We start from the raw sequence: 15,181 nt of genomic DNA on the forward strand, positions 1-15,181 counted from the left end.
AGACGAGAACCCCGGCTGCTACCGGCGCTATTTTGATGGCCTGCACCACGGCAGGAATGCAATTTAAGGCAGATGACCGGCTCTTGGTTCCATCGCTTGAACGTGATGGCCAATGTCGGTTTCGTACAAAGAAAGGCCCGGAACGTTGAACCCAGGCCTTCTTGCCGATCTTCGAAATCGTCCGGTCAGTTCATCGTCGGGATGACGAACTCGGCACCGTCCTTGATGCCTGAGGGCCAGCGCGAGGTCACCGTCTTGGTCTTGGTGTAGAAGCGGAACGCGTCCGGACCATGCTGGTTGAGGTCGCCGAAGGACGACGCCTTCCAGCCGCCGAACGTGTAGTAAGCGATCGGAACCGGGATCGGCACGTTGATGCCGACCATGCCGACCTGGACGCGCGAAGCAAAATCACGAGCAGCATCCCCGTCACGGGTGAAGATGGCCACGCCATTGCCCATCTCATGATCGTTGGCGAGCTTGATGGCGCTCTCATAGGTCGGCGCACGCACCACCGACAGCACCGGACCAAAGATCTCTTCCTTGTAGATGCGCATGTCAGCGGTCACATTGTCGAACAGGCAGCCGCCCATATAGTAGCCATCCTCGTAGCCCTGCATGGAGAAGCCGCGGCCATCGACGACCAGCTTGGCGCCTTCCTTGACGCCGGTGTCGACATAACCCTTGACGCGTTCCAATGCCTGCGCCGTCACCAGCGGGCCGAAATCGGCGGACGAATCCGTCGACGGGCCGACCTTGAGGCTTTCGACACGCGGGATCAGCTTTTCCATCAGCCGGTTGGCGGTGTCGTTGCCGACGGGAACGGCAACCGAGATCGCCATGCAGCGCTCGCCGGCCGAGCCGTAGCCGGCGCCGATCAGCGCATCGACCGTCTGGTCCATGTCGGCGTCGGGCATGATGATCATGTGGTTCTTGGCGCCGCCAAAGCACTGCACGCGTTTTCCCGCCGCCGTGCCGCGCGAATAGATGTAATGCGCGATCGGCGTCGAGCCGACAAAGCCGATAGCCTTGATATCAGGATCGTCGAGGATGGCGTCGACGACGTCCTTGTCGCCATTGACGACGTTGAGGACGCCAGCCGGCAGGCCAGCCTCGAGGAACAGTTCGGCGATGCGCATCGGCACGCCAGGGTCACGCTCGGAAGGCTTCAGGATAAAGGCGTTGCCGCAGGCCAGCGCCGGGGCAATCTTCCACAGCGGGATCATGGCCGGGAAATTGAACGGGGTGATGCCGGCAACGACGCCAAGCGGCTGGCGCATCGAATAGACATCGATGCCGGGGCCGGCGCCGTCGGTGAACTCGCCCTTCATCATGTGCGGCGCACCGATGCAGACTTCGACCACTTCGAGGCCGCGCTGGATGTCGCCCTTGGCGTCGGCAATGGTCTTGCCGTGCTCGCGCGCCAGGAGATCGGCCAGTTCGTCATAGTCGCGGGCAACCAGTTCCAGAAACTTCATCAGCACGCGCACACGCCGCTGCGGGTTGGTCGCAGCCCATTTGATCTGTGCTTCCTTGGCATTCAGGACAGCCGCACGCAGTTCCGCCGGCGAAGCCAGCGCCACCGTGCCGCGCACCGAGCCATCCATGGGCTGCATGACGTCCTGCTTGCGCCCGCTGGTCCCGGCGACATGCTTGCCGCCGATGAAATGACCGTATTCGATCATGGTTTCTCTCCCTGAGTTTGTGATGAAGCATTCAACGCCTTTGCAGGCGCGAAGGCAACGCGAGGGGAAACGCAACCGTTGTGCAAGAAATAGACAACGAAGGACGAGTGTGCATTAATTGCCGCAAATTACAGATTGCTGAAAGGCCCGAAGGTTGCGCTCCGTCACACCCCCCTCTGTCCTGCCGGACATCTCCCCCGCAAGGGGGGAGATCAGATGTGGCCGCCGCCTTCGCAAATCTTCAACGCAGCAAAAGAGACGCAGGTGGCGGAGCTGCCAATCTCCCTCCTTGCGGGGGAGATGGCCGGCAGGCCAGAGGGGGGTGGGCGGGAACGCCGCGTTCGCCGCTAGCCCGGACCACCCCAATGAACTGGGATGACGTCCGCATCTTCCTCGCCGTGGCCCGCGCCGGGCAGATCCTTGGCGCCGCCAAGCGGCTGGAACTCAATCACGCCACCGTCTCGCGCCGCATCGCAGCGCTTGAGGATGCGTTACGGACAAAACTGTTTCGCCGGCTTACCACCGGCAGCGAGCTGACGCCGGCCGGCCAGCGCTTTCTCGACATTGCCGAGCGCATGGAAGCCGACATGATCGCCGCGCGCTCCGCCGTGTCGGGCGAAGGCGACGATATCTCAGGCACGGTGCGCATCGGCGCGCCCGACGGGTTTGGCGTTGCATTCCTCGCCACGCGTCTTGGCGCGCTGACCGCGCTGCACCGCGAACTCACCATCCAGCTGGTGCCGGTGCCGCGTTCCTTCTCGCTGTCGCGGCGCGAGGCCGACATCGCCATCACCGTCGAGCGGCCGAGCGAAGGCAGGCTGGTGGCGGGAAAGCTGGTCGACTACACCCTCGGCCTGTTTGCCTCGCGGGACTATGCGCAGGCGCACGGCTTACCCGAGACCGCTGCCGAACTCGGCCAGCATACGCTGATCGGCTATGTCCCAGACCTGATCGTCAGCCCGTCGCTCGACTATGCGGCGGAGTTCAGCCCGGACTGGCGCACCAGCTTCGCCATCTCCTCAGCGCTGGGCCAGGCCGAAGCGGTGCGGTCGGGCGCCGGCATCGGCATCTTGCACACCTTTGTCGCCCGCTCGATGCCGGAGCTGATCCCCGTCAACATCGTGACGCCGATCCGCCGCGCCTACTGGCTGGTCTATCATGAATCGGTCCGGCCGCTGCGCCGCGTGCAGATCGTCGCCAACTTCATCACCAAGGCGGTCGAGAGAGAGCGCGGGCTGTTTGTCTGATGGCCGCGCCGCCTTGCCTTCGCCACAAAATCGGCCAGTGTGGCAACAAGCGCGATGTCGCCTATCATTAAGGATTGGCTGCGCCGGGTGGGACACTTTTTTGCAAAGCTGGTGCGGATCAAAATGCGAGCGGTGCTCGCCATCTTGCCGCTTGTCGCGCTTTCCGCCTGCGCCAATCCATGGACCGAAGTTCCGGAAGCCGAACTGCCCAAGCCGGTCCGTATCGCAATGGCCCGCCCGTCGCCTTTCGTCTTCGGCAATTATTGCGGTCCCGGCACCCGCACCGGCGACCTCTCGGCTCGCCCTGTCAATCGCCTCGACAGCGCCTGCCAAATCCATGACGCCTGCTACATCGCGCGCCATAATCATTGCGACTGCGACGGCGCGCTCGTCGCCTCGGCAAAGGTGATCCGTGATGACAAGACAGCGCCGAAAAAGATGCGCGGCGAGGCCGAGCTTTTGATCGCCACTTTCGCGCTTCCCGTCTGCAAGGTGTTTCCGCAAGGCTTCCTGCCGCCGCGCGATCCGGCTGAACTGAAGACGATGAACGGTGCGACCGGATGAACCGCGCCATCTGCCTGGCCTTGGCCGGGCTGGGGCTGGCGGCCCTTGCCGGTTGCGCCGCCCCGATCCGGCACAGCTGCGATTTCTTTCCCGATGCGAAGGATTGCGGCCGGCCGTCGCTATCGGCCGACACGCCGGGACCGCAGACTGCAGCAGCAGCGTTTTTCGGCGATGCCGGCGCCCGCGACTATGAAAGGCAGTTTCTGGCGCTGCTCGCCCACAACCAGATCGGCGCCATCGACAGGGCGAACGGCACCGGTCCGTTCGGCCATGACCGCCACGCCATCGCCAACCGCGATTTCCAGGCCACCTACCGGACGCTGGAACGGCTGGCGAAACCGGTCACCGCCGAACAGATGCCGGCAGAGGGCAAGCCCGGCGAAGGCCATTTCGACGGTCGTTGGCGCGTGTCGCGGCAGACGCTCTATGTCGACGCCGCCGCGCGGCCCTCCGCGCCAAAGACGTTCAGCTTTTCCGGCCTGCAGGCGCGCTCGGTCGAGGTCGTGCTGCACCAGTCGGGCCAGCAGCCAGTCGACATATCAGGCGCCTGCGACGGCGCGCTGGCGATTCGCGCTGGCGGTGGCTCGCGCAGCGTGGCGAGCGGCGCCGCCTTCCGGCTCCGCCTGTCGGCCGGGCAAACCGCCAGCCTGTTCCCCAGCAATGGCCTGAACCGCTGCAGTCTCAAGCTCAGCTCCAGCCTGGCGCCGACAGGCGCCCCGCTCACCATCCTGCGCGAAGAGGTTGCCTATCCGGCGATAGCCGCGCTCGACAGCCGCTACGAGCGTTGTCCAGTGCCCGGTCCATCCGGCCTGGATGAACTCGCCCGCGTCTTCTATGCCGGCCGCTGGCTGTCGCAGACCTGTTCGCTGCCACTCGGGTCACCGCGCCTGTTACGCAAGTCGCGCGACGGCTTCAACGCCAAGGTCGAAGCGCTGCTCGGCGCGCCTTTACCCGACAGCGCCTTCGACAAGGCCGACCCCGAACTGCCGCTCGATTTCTCGCGCGCGCCGAAACTCAAGCTGGTCTATCTGTCGTCGCTGGAGTTCAAGGCCGATTTTTCCGGCCGCGTCATCGAGCGGCTGATCCGCCATCACGCAGCCCTCGGCACCAAAGTGCGCATCATGGTCACAGACGTGCTGGAGCGCGACAAGGACGATGCCCTGCTGCACCGGCTGGCGGCCGATTATCCCAATGTCGAGTTGCAGGAATATCGTTGGCGGGCCGACCACGGCGCGCCGGTCGACGAGCAACTGTCACAGCTGCACAAGACCCATCACGTCAAGATGCTGGCGACACTTGCCGAGGATCCAGCCCGCTCGCGCGTCATCATCGGCGGCCGCAACATTCATGACGGCTTCCTGTTCCACAAGCCGAGCGACCTGTCGCGCTATCCGAACCTCGAGCAATACGGCAAGACCGACGGCCTCTCCCTCAACTACTATTCGAACTGGAGCGATTTCGACATCGAGTTTGCCGACCCGGCCACGGTCGAGACGCTGGCCGCGCATCTCTCGACATTGTGGCTGCGCGACGCCGACACCAACATCGCAAGACCCTTCTCCATTCCGGTGCGCTCCGACAGCCGGCGCCTGCCGGGCACGGTGCGCCATTTCATTTCCGTGCCCTACGAGGACAACCATGCGCTCGAGACCTATTTCGTCGAGCTGATCGACACTGTCCGGCACCATATCGAGATCGTCAATCCCTACCTTAATCTGACGCCGAAGCTCAGCCTGGCCATCGAGCGGGCGCTGGCGCGCGGCGTCAGGATCGACATTGTCGGCCGCATCGACCTCAAGGGCGATATTGGCGGCAAGCTGCTGACCGCGCTCAACAAGCTGTTCGTCGAGAAATATGGCGACCGCATCAACATCCGCGAATTCAAGGCGCCCGATGTCGTGCTGCACTCCAAGATCATGATGATCGACGAAAGGCTGGTGACGATCTCGTCGGTCAATCTCAACAACCGCAGTTTCTTCCACGATCTGGAGAACGGCATGACGGTGCTCGACCCTGCCTTCTACGCCAGGATGCAGCCGGTCTATGACGACTATGTCGCCCATTCGAACCCGGTATCGACCAAGGTGACGATACCGTGGGCCTACCGATGGCTGTTCTCGAAGGGTTGGGTGAAGGAGGCGTTTTGAGGGGCTGGCGAGGCTGAAGGAATGCCGTTCTGTAGCGATCCTTTACACCCCTCTGTCCGGTAGGACAGAGGGGTGCTGGCCGCCAGCTTTAAAAAGCACCCCTACCTCAAATACCGCTCCGGCCCCAGCTCCCGCACATCGATATCAGGCACCTTGCTGGAGATGATGTCGGACAGCACCTTGGCCGAGCCGCAGGCCATGGTCCAGCCAAGCGTGCCGTGCCCGGTGTTGAGATAGAGGTTGGAGAACTCGGTGCGGCCGACCAGCGGCGGCCCGTCCGGCGTCATCGGCCGCAGCCCGCACCAGAAGGACGCCGCCTTGAGGTCGCCGCCATCCGGGAACAGATCGCCGACCGAATGTTCGAGGGTGCGCCGGCGCGATTCATGCAGCCTGAGATCGAAGCCGGAAATCTCCGCCGTGCCGCCGACGCGGATGCGGTCGCCGAGCCTGGTGATCGCCACCTTGTAGGTTTCGTCCATTACCGTCGACACCGGGGCGGCGGCCGCGTCCTTGATCGGAACGGTGATCGAATAGCCCTTGACCGGATAGACCGGGATCGGGCGCCTGAGCAGGCGCATGAAGCGCGCCGAATAGCTGCCCAGCGCCAGCACATAAGCGTCGGCCGCGCGCGAGCGCTGGTCGGTGCCGACGCTGACGATGCGATTGCGGTTCTTGGAGAAGCGCCGGATCTGCGTACCGTACTCGAACGTGACGCCGCGCGCCACGCAGAGCTCGGCCAGCCGATCGGTGAACATCTTGCAGTCGCCAGTTTCGTCGCCGGGCAATCTCAGCCCGCCGACAAACTTTTCCCGCACGCCGGCCAGCGCAGGTTCGGCGCCAATGCAGCCTTCGGGATCGAGCAACTCGTAGGGAACGCCATATTTCTTCAGCACCTCTACATCGCCGCCGGTGCCGTCGAGCTGCTTTTGCGTGCGAAACAGCTGCAGCGTGCCCTTGGTCCGCTCATCATAAGCGATGCCGGTCGCCTCGCGCAGCGCCTTCAGCGTGTCGCGGCTGTATTCGGCGAGCGGCACCATGCGCGCCTTGTTGATGGCATAGCGATCCGCGGTGCAATTGCGCAGCATCTTGATGAGCCATGTCCACATATACGGATCGAAGGCCGGCCGCACCACCAGCGGGCCGTGCTTCATCAACAGCCACTTGATTGCCTTCAGCGGAATGCCGGGGCCGGCCCAGGGCGAAGCATAGCCCGGCGAGATCTCGCCGGCATTGGCGAAGCTGGTTTCCAGCGCCGGCCCTTTCTGGCGGTCGAACACCGTCACCTCGTGGCCGGCCTCAGCGAGATAATAGGCAGTGGTGACCCCGATAACGCCGCCGCCCAACACGAAGATCTTCATCGCATCACTCTCCACGACGACTTCCGTCAGAGGGCCGCCGCCTCCTGTCTGCCGGATTCTGCGGCGTCCGCCAAGGGGCGGCGTGTCGCGGCTCTATTCGTTGATATAGCGGCGGTGGAAGCGGGGGCCGAGACTGGTCAGGATTTCATAACCGATCGTGCCGGCATGACCGGCGGCGTCATCGACGCTCTGCGAGGGGCCTAGCAGTTCGACAAGGTCACCCTCGCGCAGCCGGCCGGCCGGCAGGGCCGAGATGTCAAGTATGATCGAATCCATCGACACCCGCCCGACAAAGGGCAGTCGCACGCCGTCGAGCCAGGCAGCCGAAGCCGCGCGCCGGTGCCAGCCATCGGCATAGCCGAGCGAGATCGTGGCCGCGCGCAAGGGACCGCTGGCCAGAAACGCATGTCCGTAGCCGACGCCCGCGCCCTTATCGATGCCGCGTGTCTGGATGATCTTTGCCTCGAGCCGCACCACCGGCAGCATCGGGTTCGCCTCATCAGGCGTCGGATTGATGCCGTAGAGCGCAGCGCCCGGACGCGCGAGGTCGTACTGATAGCGCGGCCCAAGAAAGATGCCGGAGGAATTGTCCAGCGACGCCGGCGCCTTGGGCAGCACTTTGCGCAGCCGTTCGAACTCCCTGAGTTGCGCGTCATTGGCCGCATTGGTCGGTTCGTCGGCACGGGCCAGATGGCTCATGACGAGGACGACATCGACGCCGGCGAAAGCATCGGCCGTAAGCGCCTCGACCTCTGCCGGCGCCATGCCCAGCCGCGACATGCCGCTGTCGACCTGGATGGCGGCCTTGAGCTTGCGGCCGGCCTTTTGGCCTGCCTCGCTCCACGCCTTCAGTTGCCCGGTGCTGTTGATGACGGGAACAAGGTCGGCGGCCACCGCTTCAGGTTCCGAGCCCGGCGGCAGGCCATTCAGCACATGGATTTCCAGCTTCGGTCCGAGTGCGTCGCGCAGCGCGACACCCTCGGTGAGATGCGCGACAAAGAAGCTGTCGCAGCCTTCGGCAACCAGTGCCGCCGCCACTTGCCGCGCGCCGAGCCCGTAGCCGTCGGCCTTGACGACGCCGGCGCAGCGCACGCCGCCGAGCTTCGCGTTCAGCCGCCGGTAATTCTCTCGGATAGCGCCGAGATCGATGGTGAGAATGGCGCCGGCCGCCGCTTCGCTGATCGTATCTTTGGCTTTATGCATTGCAGACCCGCTGAAGTCGGCGCTGCCCCTCATTGTCCTGCCGGATATTTCTCCCCGGCCCTATACGGGGAGTTGAGGAGCGGTCCGCGTAAAGCGGACGAAAAGCCAACTGCTTGGCTTTTCGAGTGACGAAAGCCGGCAGGCAGGTGAGGGGCAGCCCAGACGCTGCGCTAAGAGGCCATTGCCCGGCGTCGTTCATATGGGTCTCGTGGCTGCGGGTGTCCCGATCAATAAAGCACGAATCAGGTGCCGTGCGAACCGTCACATCCAGCTAGGCAAGATGACGGAACGCCGCCACCACATCCTCATAGACCTTCCGTTTGAACGGCACGATCAGATCGGGCAGGTCCTGCATCGGCCGCCATGCCCATTCATCGAATTCGGCGGTGTGGCCGCCCGGCGGCGGATTGATCTGGATCTCGCTGGTCCCGCCGTGAAAGCGGTAGGCGAACCATTTCTGCGTCTGGCCGCGATAACGCCCCTTGAGGGCTATGCCGACCAGATCGGGCGGCAGGTCGTAGTTGATCCAGTGCGGCGCCTCGTCGAGCAGCGTGACCGAGCGCATGCCGGTCTCTTCATAGAGCTCGCGCCCGGCCGCCTGCAGCGGCTCCTCGCCCTCGTCGATGCCGCCTTGCGGCATCTGCCAGAGCTGCGTGGTCCCGGCAAATTCGCTGTCCGGTTCGGCGATGCGGTGCCCGACCCAGACCAGCCCGTCGCCATTGAGGATCATCAGTCCTACGCAAGGGCGGTAAGGCAGCGTCTCGGGGTCGACAGGTTTCTTCGTCATGATCAGCCTTTTTCCGGGTCGATGGCCACCGCCGAGATCGGCACGATCTCGATGCCGCGCTTTTTTGCTTCGACCACCCAGGACGCCACGGTATCGACGGTGAGGTCGAAGGCCGAGCCGATGCCGACGGCGGAGCCTTTGGCACGCGCGGTCGCTTCCAGCGCGTCGAGCTTTTTCAGGATGGCGCCGCGGTCCTGCACGGCGTCGATTGCCGTATCGCCGGCGACGAACGGCACACCGTCCTTCAAGGCGAGATCGGACGCCAGGCTCCGCGCGGACGAGCCGTCATCGACATAGGCAAGGCCGCGCTTGCCAAGCTCGGCCATGAACGGCCCCATCGCTGTCGCGTCGGCCGAAAAGCGCGCCCCCATATAGTTCATGACGCCGGTATAGTTGGTGGTCCGCGACAGCGCCCAGCGCAGATTCTTCAGATTCTCGTCCGGGCTTGCCGCCACTGTCAGCGTGTTGCGGCCGGGATTGACGTTGGGATAGTCGAACGGTTCGAGCGGCACCTGCATGACCACCTCATGCCCGCTCTGCCGTGCCGCCTGCATCCACCGGCCGATGCTGTTGCCTTGCGGCGCAAAGGCCAAAGTCACTTCAGCCGGCAGCTTGGCGATCGCCGCCTGCGTGCCGGTCTGCGACACCGCAAGCCCGCCGATGACGATTGCCACGCGAGCGCCGCGCGAACCCGACCACGGCCGCGCATAGACATCGAACGGCCGCCGGCCGTCAGCGGCGCGAACCGGGAGTGGGCCGGTGTCGCTGGCCTCGATCAGCGCCCTGTCGGGGATATGCGCGATCTTCAGGTTCTGGCCGATCGTCGACGGGTCGTGGATGACAATGGCTGCATTGGGCGGGCCGTCACCCTCCTGGGTTTGCACATGGATGATCTGCGGACCGCTGGCCTTGGGCGTTTCCGCCTTCGGCGCTGCCGCCGTCGCTTGAGCAGTGGGTGCTGCGGGCGCGGGCTCGGCCGCCGCCGTCACCTTCGGCGTCGAGACCGCGATTGCTTCCGTTTTGCGGAACGGCTTCTCGCGCAGCGCGATCGCGCCGGAGATGCCGACCGCGGCCAGCACGACCAGCGTCGCCGCGACGGCGCCAGCGCTGATCCCGCGCGACGCAGCACGCGGTCGGACGGTCTGTCCGAGCGGGCGTTCGATGTCCTTGCCGACGTCAGCCAAGCCGCATCCCCGGGCGCGTGATCAGCGAAATCTTTTCGCCATGCGCAGATCCAAAACTGACGGCGCGTCCCCTGCGCCTTTTGAGGCGCAGCGCCCAGCTGCCCCCGAATCAAACTGCCGGAACCTCACGGTCCCGGCAGCATTGCATCGCTTCGATTGGGCAGCCAGAGCTACCAGTCGATTTTATTGGTTAAGCACTGCCTTCTCCGGATTCGGCGGGAATGCCGGGTCGGTCTTCTGGCCGCGCAGCAGCTGTTCGGCATAGATCAGCTGCAGATCGTCCTTTGGATCCGGCGGCACATAGGCAGCCGAGCCCGAACCGGTATCGCTCTCGTCGGCGCCCTTGATGTGGCCCTTGAGGTCAGATTCACCGCGCGTCAGGTCCCTGCCCTGCAGTTCGGGCGGCAGCGGCTGGTCGACCTTGATGTCGGGCGTGATGCCCTTGCCCTGGATCGACTTGCCGGACGGCGTGTAATAGAGCGCCGTCGTCAGGCGCAGCGCGCCGTTCTCGCCAAGCGGGATGATGGTCTGCACCGAGCCCTTGCCGAAGGACTGCGTGCCGACCACTGTGGCGCGGCGGAGGTCCTGCAGCGCGCCGGCGACGATCTCGGAGGCGCTGGCCGAACCGCCATTGACGAGCACGATCAGCGGCTTGGCGCCGATGTCGTCGCCTGCCTTGGCGTCGAAGCGTGTGACGTCCTTCGGGTCGCGGCCGCGGGTCGAGACGATCTCGCCACGGTCGAGGAAGGCGTCGGACACGCTCACCGCCTGGTCGAGCAGGCCGCCCGGGTTGAGCCTGAGATCGAGCACATAGCCCTTGAGCTTGTCGTTCGGCACCTGCTTCTTGATGGTGTCGATGGCGCTCTCGAGGTCGTCATAGGTCTTTTCGGTGAAGGAGGTGATCTTCATGTAGCCGATGTCGTTCTCGACCCGGAACTTGACCGCCTTGACCTTGATGATGTCGCGCACCACCGTCAACTCGATCGGCTTGTCGGCGCCCTGGCGCAGGATGGTCAGCTTGATCGGCGTGTTGACCAGGCCGCGCATCTTTTCGACCGCATCGTTAAGCGTCAGGCCGCGAACCTCTTGGCCGTCGATCTTGGCGATATAGTCGCCGGCCAGCACGCCTGCCTTGGCAGCCGGGGTGTCGTCGATCGGCGTGATCACCTTAACCAAGTCGTTCTCCATGGTGACCTCGATGCCGAGGCCGCCGAACTCACCCTTGGTCTGCACGCGCATGTCCTGCGCCTGCTCGGCATTCATGTAGGAGGAGTGCGGGTCGAGCGAGGTGAGCATGCCGTTGATGGCGTTTTCGACCAGCGACTTGTCGTCCGGCGGCGTCACATACTGCGCCCGCACGCGCTCGAAGATGTCGCCGAAGATCGCCAGTTGCTTGTAGGTCTCGGAGCCTGCAGCGTTCGCCGTCGAGCCGGGCGCGCCATAGACCAGGCTCATCGCTGACGCGCCCATCAGCGCACCGGCAATAAGAAGCGACAGTTTCCGCATCATTTCACGTCCTTCCAGAGAAGCGGTCCGCCCACCATGGGGTCGGATCGACGGGTTTTCCATCCTTGCGGAACTCGACATAGAGTTCCGGCGTGGCATTTCCATTCTTCGAGGCCGAGGTGCTTGCCACCCGGGCCTCTCCCATCGCGCCGACCGGCTCTCCTGCGAGCACCGACTGGCCAGACGCGACGCTGATTCTGCTCATCCCCGCCAGAACGACATGATAGCCGTCTCCCGCATTGAGGATCAAGAGTTGACCATAGGAGCGAAAAGGCCCCGCATAAAGCACATTTCCGTCCGCCGGTGCCGTGACGATGGCTCCCGATTGTGTCGCAACCATGTCGCCAAGCATCACCGCGCCGTTACCGTCATCGGCCCCGAAACGCAGCTTGATCTTGCCGGTGACCGGCAGCGAGACCTGTCCCTGAAGTGCCGAAAACGGCGCGGCGGCGGTGAGGCGGTTGCCTTCCGGCACGGGCAGCGAAGCCAGTTCCGTCGACGCGGTTGTGCCTGCATCGGCGTTATCGGCGTCGGGCTTATCGCTGTCGGCCGCTTTCTGCTCGCCTGCCTTGACGGCATCCGCCGCCTTGCGGCTCTTGTCGGCCTCAAGCGAAGCGATCAGCTCTTTCAGGCTGCCGGCCTTGGCCGCAAGCGCCTGGGACCGCTGCTTTTCAGCGGCCATCGCCGTCCAGGTGTCCGCCTCGAGCTTCTGCTTGGCTTCGAGCAGCATGGAGAGGCGTTTCTTTTCCGCCGTCTGCTCGCCGACCGCCGCCGTCAGCCGCGTCCGCTCGGCCTCGATCGAGCCCGTCACCCGGGTCTGTTCCCTGAGGTCGGCCAGCAATTTGTCGGTCTGCTGGCGCAGTTCGGGCACCACTGCGCCGAGCAGGATGGCGCTGCGCACCGACGACAGTGCGTCTTCCGGCTTGACCAGGATCGCCGGCGGCGGATTGAGCCCCATGCGCTGCAGCGCCCCCAGCACCTCGGCCAGCACGTCGCGCCGCGCCGCCAGCGAGACACGGATCTTCTGTTCCTCGCCCTTCAGTCCTTCGAGCCTGGCGCCGATATCCTCGATGTCCTGGCCGAGCTTCTGCTCGGTCATCGCCGACTGGATAAGCGCCGCGGTGATCGAGGCATGGTCCTTCTTGACCGAAGCAATGTCGGCGGCGAGCTTGGCCAGCCGTTCGGACGACAGCGTGATCTCGGCCGACACCTTCTCATATTCGGCACGGCTCAGATCGGGGTCGGGCGCCACGTCCAGCGTATTTTCGGCCCGCGCAAGCCCGAGCGACAGCAAAACCACCGCTGCAGCGATGCCGCAGCGCGCGTGCCGAAAGCCCGTTCGTGATTTCCCGTTGTCAGCCATTGAAGCCCGACTCTATGCGTGGCTTCGTTAACGAACCATCAACCATGATCGAACCGAAGCCTAGCACAAAACAGCCGCGCATTGGGGCGGAAATCCGGACGATTGATCCTCGACCCACTGATTTACGAACGGTGGTAGGGATGTCCCGAAAGAATCGTTGCCGCCCGATAGAGCTGCTCGCCCAGCATGACGCGCACCAGTTGGTGCGGCCAGGTCGCCGCGCCGAACGAGACTATCAGCTCAGCCTGATCGCGAATCGACTGGTCGTGCCCGTCGGCGCCGCCAATGGCGATGACCAACGCCTTGCGTCCGCCATCGCGCAGCTGGCCGATACGGCTGGCGAAATCGTCTGAGGACAGGTTTTTGCCGCGTTCGTCGAGCAGGAACAGCGCCGTGCCCGGCTGCAGCTGTGCCTGCAGCTTCTGGCCTTCCTCGCGGCGGCGCTCATTGGCGTTCTGGGCTCGTCCCTCGGCGATCTCGGCGACACCAGAGAATTCGAACCCGATCGCCGGGCCGCTCTTGGCGAAACGCTCGAAATAGCGGTCGGCGAGTTCTCTCTCGGGGCCGGCCTTCATCCGGCCCACGGCATGAACTGCTATCTTCATCCCTGCCTCGGCGAGCTTTCAATCCATGTCGCACCCGGATGGTTACGACATGAGACGGAGCTCAGTGCAAGGTCTCTTCCTCAAGGTCCGGCGCCTGCCACATCTTTTCAAGATTGTAGAATTCGCGGACTTCTGGGCGGAAGACATGGACGATGATGTCGCCTGAATCGATCAGGACCCAGTCGGCGCCGGACAGCCCCTCGACGCGCGCCGTGCCGAGACCGGCATCCTTGAGCGCCTTGAGGAGGTGGTCGGCGACAGCCGAGACATGACGGTGCGACCGGCCCGACGCGATGACCATATAGTCGCCGAGGCTCGATTTCCGCTGAATGTCGATTGAGACAATATTTTCGGCCTTGGAGTCTTCCAGACTGGCAAGGACTGTCTTGATGGCACGGGACACGGCGTCATCTACGCTGATCCTGGCCGGCGAAGGCATGATGTCAGCCTTCTTCCGCAATGCTGTTCTCAGTGTATTTCCTTTCGCAGCAAGAACAACCAAATCACCCACGAAATCAGGTGACACCCTATAGATAGGCAGAGTTCCCTTGCAGTTTCAAGACGGGAGGCCCTGCCACCGCGAACGCAGTGCAAGACTTCCGGTTCCGGAGCCTTGAGAAAAATCGGAACCCATGGCCGCGGCAGGGGTTATCGACACACCCCCCAAACGGATTTTCCTGATGCCAATCGACCCCCAGAACACGCTGCTCACCGTGCAGGCTGGCCTTGCGCAACTCAGCACACTGATCGTTTCCTATTCCTTCTCCGCCATCGGCGCCATCATCCTGCTGGTCGTCGGCTATCTCGTCGCCGGGCTCGCAGAACGATCGATCTCAGCCGGCCTCGGCCATATCCATGGTTTCGACGCGACGCTGCGCCATTTCTTCTCGAAGATCGTGCGCTACGCCATCCTGATCCTGGTGGTCATCATGGTGCTCGGCCAGTTCGGCGTTCAGACGGCCTCGATCATCGCCGCCATCGGCGCCATCGGGCTGGCAATCGGCCTGGCGCTGCAAGGCACGCTGCAGAACATCGCCGCAGGCATCATGCTTCTGGCGCTCAGGCCATTCCGCATCGGCGAATATGTCGAGGTCGGCGCCATTTCCGGCACCGTCGAGGAAATCGGCCTGTTCGCCACCAAGCTCCGCACGACAGACGGCGTCTATGTGCTGGCGCCCAATTCGACGCTATGGAACCAGCCGGTGCGCAATTTTACCCGCAACGGCGTGCGCCGCGGCGATATCACGCTGAGCATCGGCTCCTGGAACGACATCGACTTGGCGCAGAAAACCATGCTGGGCGTTGCCGGCAGCGAGCGCCGCGTCAAGCGAGAGCCGGCGCCGATCGCCTTCGTTGCCACCGTGGGCGATGCCAGCGTCGCCATCACCTTGCGCTATTGGACCACGGCGGCGGATTTCTTCGCCACCCAGATCGATCTCACCAAACGCGTCAAGCAGGCCTTCGACGCCGAAGCCATTTCGGTTCCCGCACCTCCGCCGGAGGCCCGACAGGAAACTGCCGCCACCAGGCAGTAG

Annotated in this window: 13 protein-coding genes; 4 read left to right on the plus strand and 9 right to left on the minus strand. The window is 64.2% G+C overall.

The window, feature by feature from the left end; all coding sequences use genetic code 11:
• Positions 1-185: 185 nt before the first annotated feature.
• Entirely contained in the window at positions 186-1,682 is a 1,497-nt protein-coding gene (locus tag ACYG97_RS21550) for a CoA-acylating methylmalonate-semialdehyde dehydrogenase (protein ID WP_023698411.1), read from the minus strand.
• Positions 1,683-2,047: 365 nt separating this feature from the next.
• Here ACYG97_RS21550 and ACYG97_RS21555 point away from each other — a divergent pair, with 365 nt between their 5' ends.
• The 3 genes from ACYG97_RS21555 (at position 2,048) to ACYG97_RS21565 (ending at position 5,640) form a co-directional block, all read left to right on the plus strand.
• Entirely contained in the window at positions 2,048-2,929 is an 882-nt protein-coding gene (locus tag ACYG97_RS21555) for a LysR family transcriptional regulator (RefSeq protein ID WP_023668708.1), read from the plus strand.
• 123 nt (positions 2,930-3,052) lie between these two features.
• Entirely contained in the window at positions 3,053-3,493 is a 441-nt protein-coding gene (locus ACYG97_RS21560) for a hypothetical protein (protein ID WP_023732987.1), read from the plus strand.
• Complete coding sequence (locus ACYG97_RS21565; protein WP_023715961.1) at positions 3,490-5,640, plus strand: phospholipase D-like domain-containing protein; 2,151 nt, start codon at positions 3,490-3,492, stop codon at positions 5,638-5,640. The genes ACYG97_RS21560 and ACYG97_RS21565 overlap by 4 nt, the downstream gene beginning before the upstream one ends.
• Positions 5,641-5,741: 101 nt before the next feature.
• Here ACYG97_RS21565 and ACYG97_RS21570 read toward each other — a convergent pair whose 3' ends face one another.
• From ACYG97_RS21570 to rsfS, 8 genes are all read right to left on the minus strand, one after another.
• Entirely contained in the window at positions 5,742-6,998 is a 1,257-nt protein-coding gene (locus ACYG97_RS21570) for a D-amino acid dehydrogenase (RefSeq protein ID WP_023688912.1), read from the minus strand.
• Between the two features lie 93 nt (positions 6,999-7,091).
• The gene (alr, locus tag ACYG97_RS21575; protein ID WP_031198509.1) at positions 7,092-8,201 is read right to left on the minus strand and encodes an alanine racemase; all 1,110 of its coding nucleotides are present in this window, start codon (positions 8,199-8,201) and stop codon (positions 7,092-7,094) included.
• Between the two features lie 271 nt (positions 8,202-8,472).
• A complete protein-coding gene (locus tag ACYG97_RS21580; protein WP_023684128.1) occupies positions 8,473-8,988 on the minus strand; it encodes an RNA pyrophosphohydrolase in 516 nt (171 codons plus the stop codon).
• 2 nt (positions 8,989-8,990) lie between these two features.
• On the minus strand, positions 8,991-10,172 hold the full coding sequence (locus ACYG97_RS21585) for a divergent polysaccharide deacetylase family protein (RefSeq protein ID WP_023684127.1): 1,182 nt from the start codon (positions 10,170-10,172) through the stop codon (positions 8,991-8,993).
• Between the two features lie 183 nt (positions 10,173-10,355).
• The gene (locus tag ACYG97_RS21590) at positions 10,356-11,681 is read right to left on the minus strand and encodes a S41 family peptidase (RefSeq protein WP_023684126.1); all 1,326 of its coding nucleotides are present in this window, start codon (positions 11,679-11,681) and stop codon (positions 10,356-10,358) included.
• 1 nt (position 11,682) lies between these two features.
• Entirely contained in the window at positions 11,683-13,041 is a 1,359-nt protein-coding gene (locus tag ACYG97_RS21595) for a murein hydrolase activator EnvC family protein (RefSeq protein WP_023732986.1), read from the minus strand.
• Positions 13,042-13,163: 122 nt separating this feature from the next.
• Positions 13,164-13,646 carry a 23S rRNA (pseudouridine(1915)-N(3))-methyltransferase RlmH gene (rlmH, locus tag ACYG97_RS21600; protein ID WP_023684125.1) on the minus strand — a complete coding sequence of 161 codons (483 nt, stop codon included), beginning with the start codon at positions 13,644-13,646 and terminating at the stop codon, positions 13,164-13,166.
• Between the two features lie 61 nt (positions 13,647-13,707).
• Positions 13,708-14,085: a ribosome silencing factor gene (gene rsfS / locus ACYG97_RS21605; protein ID WP_023668698.1), complete on the minus strand. Its 378-nt coding sequence runs from the start codon at positions 14,083-14,085 to the stop codon at positions 13,708-13,710.
• A 241-nt stretch (positions 14,086-14,326) separates the two neighbouring features.
• On the opposite strand from rsfS, the gene ACYG97_RS21610 reads away from it, so the two are divergent.
• Positions 14,327-15,181: a mechanosensitive ion channel family protein gene (locus ACYG97_RS21610; RefSeq protein ID WP_352537831.1), complete on the plus strand. Its 855-nt coding sequence runs from the start codon at positions 14,327-14,329 to the stop codon at positions 15,179-15,181.

Source organism: Mesorhizobium sp. W067, assembly GCF_054719525.1.

What these genes read in the sequence shown, in the direction of transcription:
- ACYG97_RS21595 (WP_023732986.1), bottom strand. Translation starts at nt 13,041, where the DNA reads ATGGCTGACAACGGGAAATCACGAACGGGCTTTCGGCACGCGCGCTGC.
- rsfS (WP_023668698.1), bottom strand. Translation starts at nt 14,085, where the DNA reads ATGCCTTCGCCGGCCAGGATCAGCGTAGATGACGCCGTGTCCCGTGCC.
- ACYG97_RS21565 (WP_023715961.1), top strand. Translation starts at nt 3,490, where the DNA reads ATGAACCGCGCCATCTGCCTGGCCTTGGCCGGGCTGGGGCTGGCGGCC.
- ACYG97_RS21610 (WP_352537831.1), top strand. Translation starts at nt 14,327, where the DNA reads ATGCCAATCGACCCCCAGAACACGCTGCTCACCGTGCAGGCTGGCCTT.
- ACYG97_RS21555 (WP_023668708.1), top strand. Translation starts at nt 2,048, where the DNA reads ATGAACTGGGATGACGTCCGCATCTTCCTCGCCGTGGCCCGCGCCGGG.
- rlmH (WP_023684125.1), bottom strand. Translation starts at nt 13,646, where the DNA reads ATGAAGATAGCAGTTCATGCCGTGGGCCGGATGAAGGCCGGCCCCGAG.
- ACYG97_RS21590 (WP_023684126.1), bottom strand. Translation starts at nt 11,681, where the DNA reads ATGATGCGGAAACTGTCGCTTCTTATTGCCGGTGCGCTGATGGGCGCG.
- ACYG97_RS21550 (WP_023698411.1), bottom strand. Translation starts at nt 1,682, where the DNA reads ATGATCGAATACGGTCATTTCATCGGCGGCAAGCATGTCGCCGGGACC.
- alr (WP_031198509.1), bottom strand. Translation starts at nt 8,201, where the DNA reads ATGCATAAAGCCAAAGATACGATCAGCGAAGCGGCGGCCGGCGCCATT.
- ACYG97_RS21580 (WP_023684128.1), bottom strand. Translation starts at nt 8,988, where the DNA reads ATGACGAAGAAACCTGTCGACCCCGAGACGCTGCCTTACCGCCCTTGC.
- ACYG97_RS21560 (WP_023732987.1), top strand. Translation starts at nt 3,053, where the DNA reads ATGCGAGCGGTGCTCGCCATCTTGCCGCTTGTCGCGCTTTCCGCCTGC.
- ACYG97_RS21570 (WP_023688912.1), bottom strand. Translation starts at nt 6,998, where the DNA reads ATGAAGATCTTCGTGTTGGGCGGCGGCGTTATCGGGGTCACCACTGCC.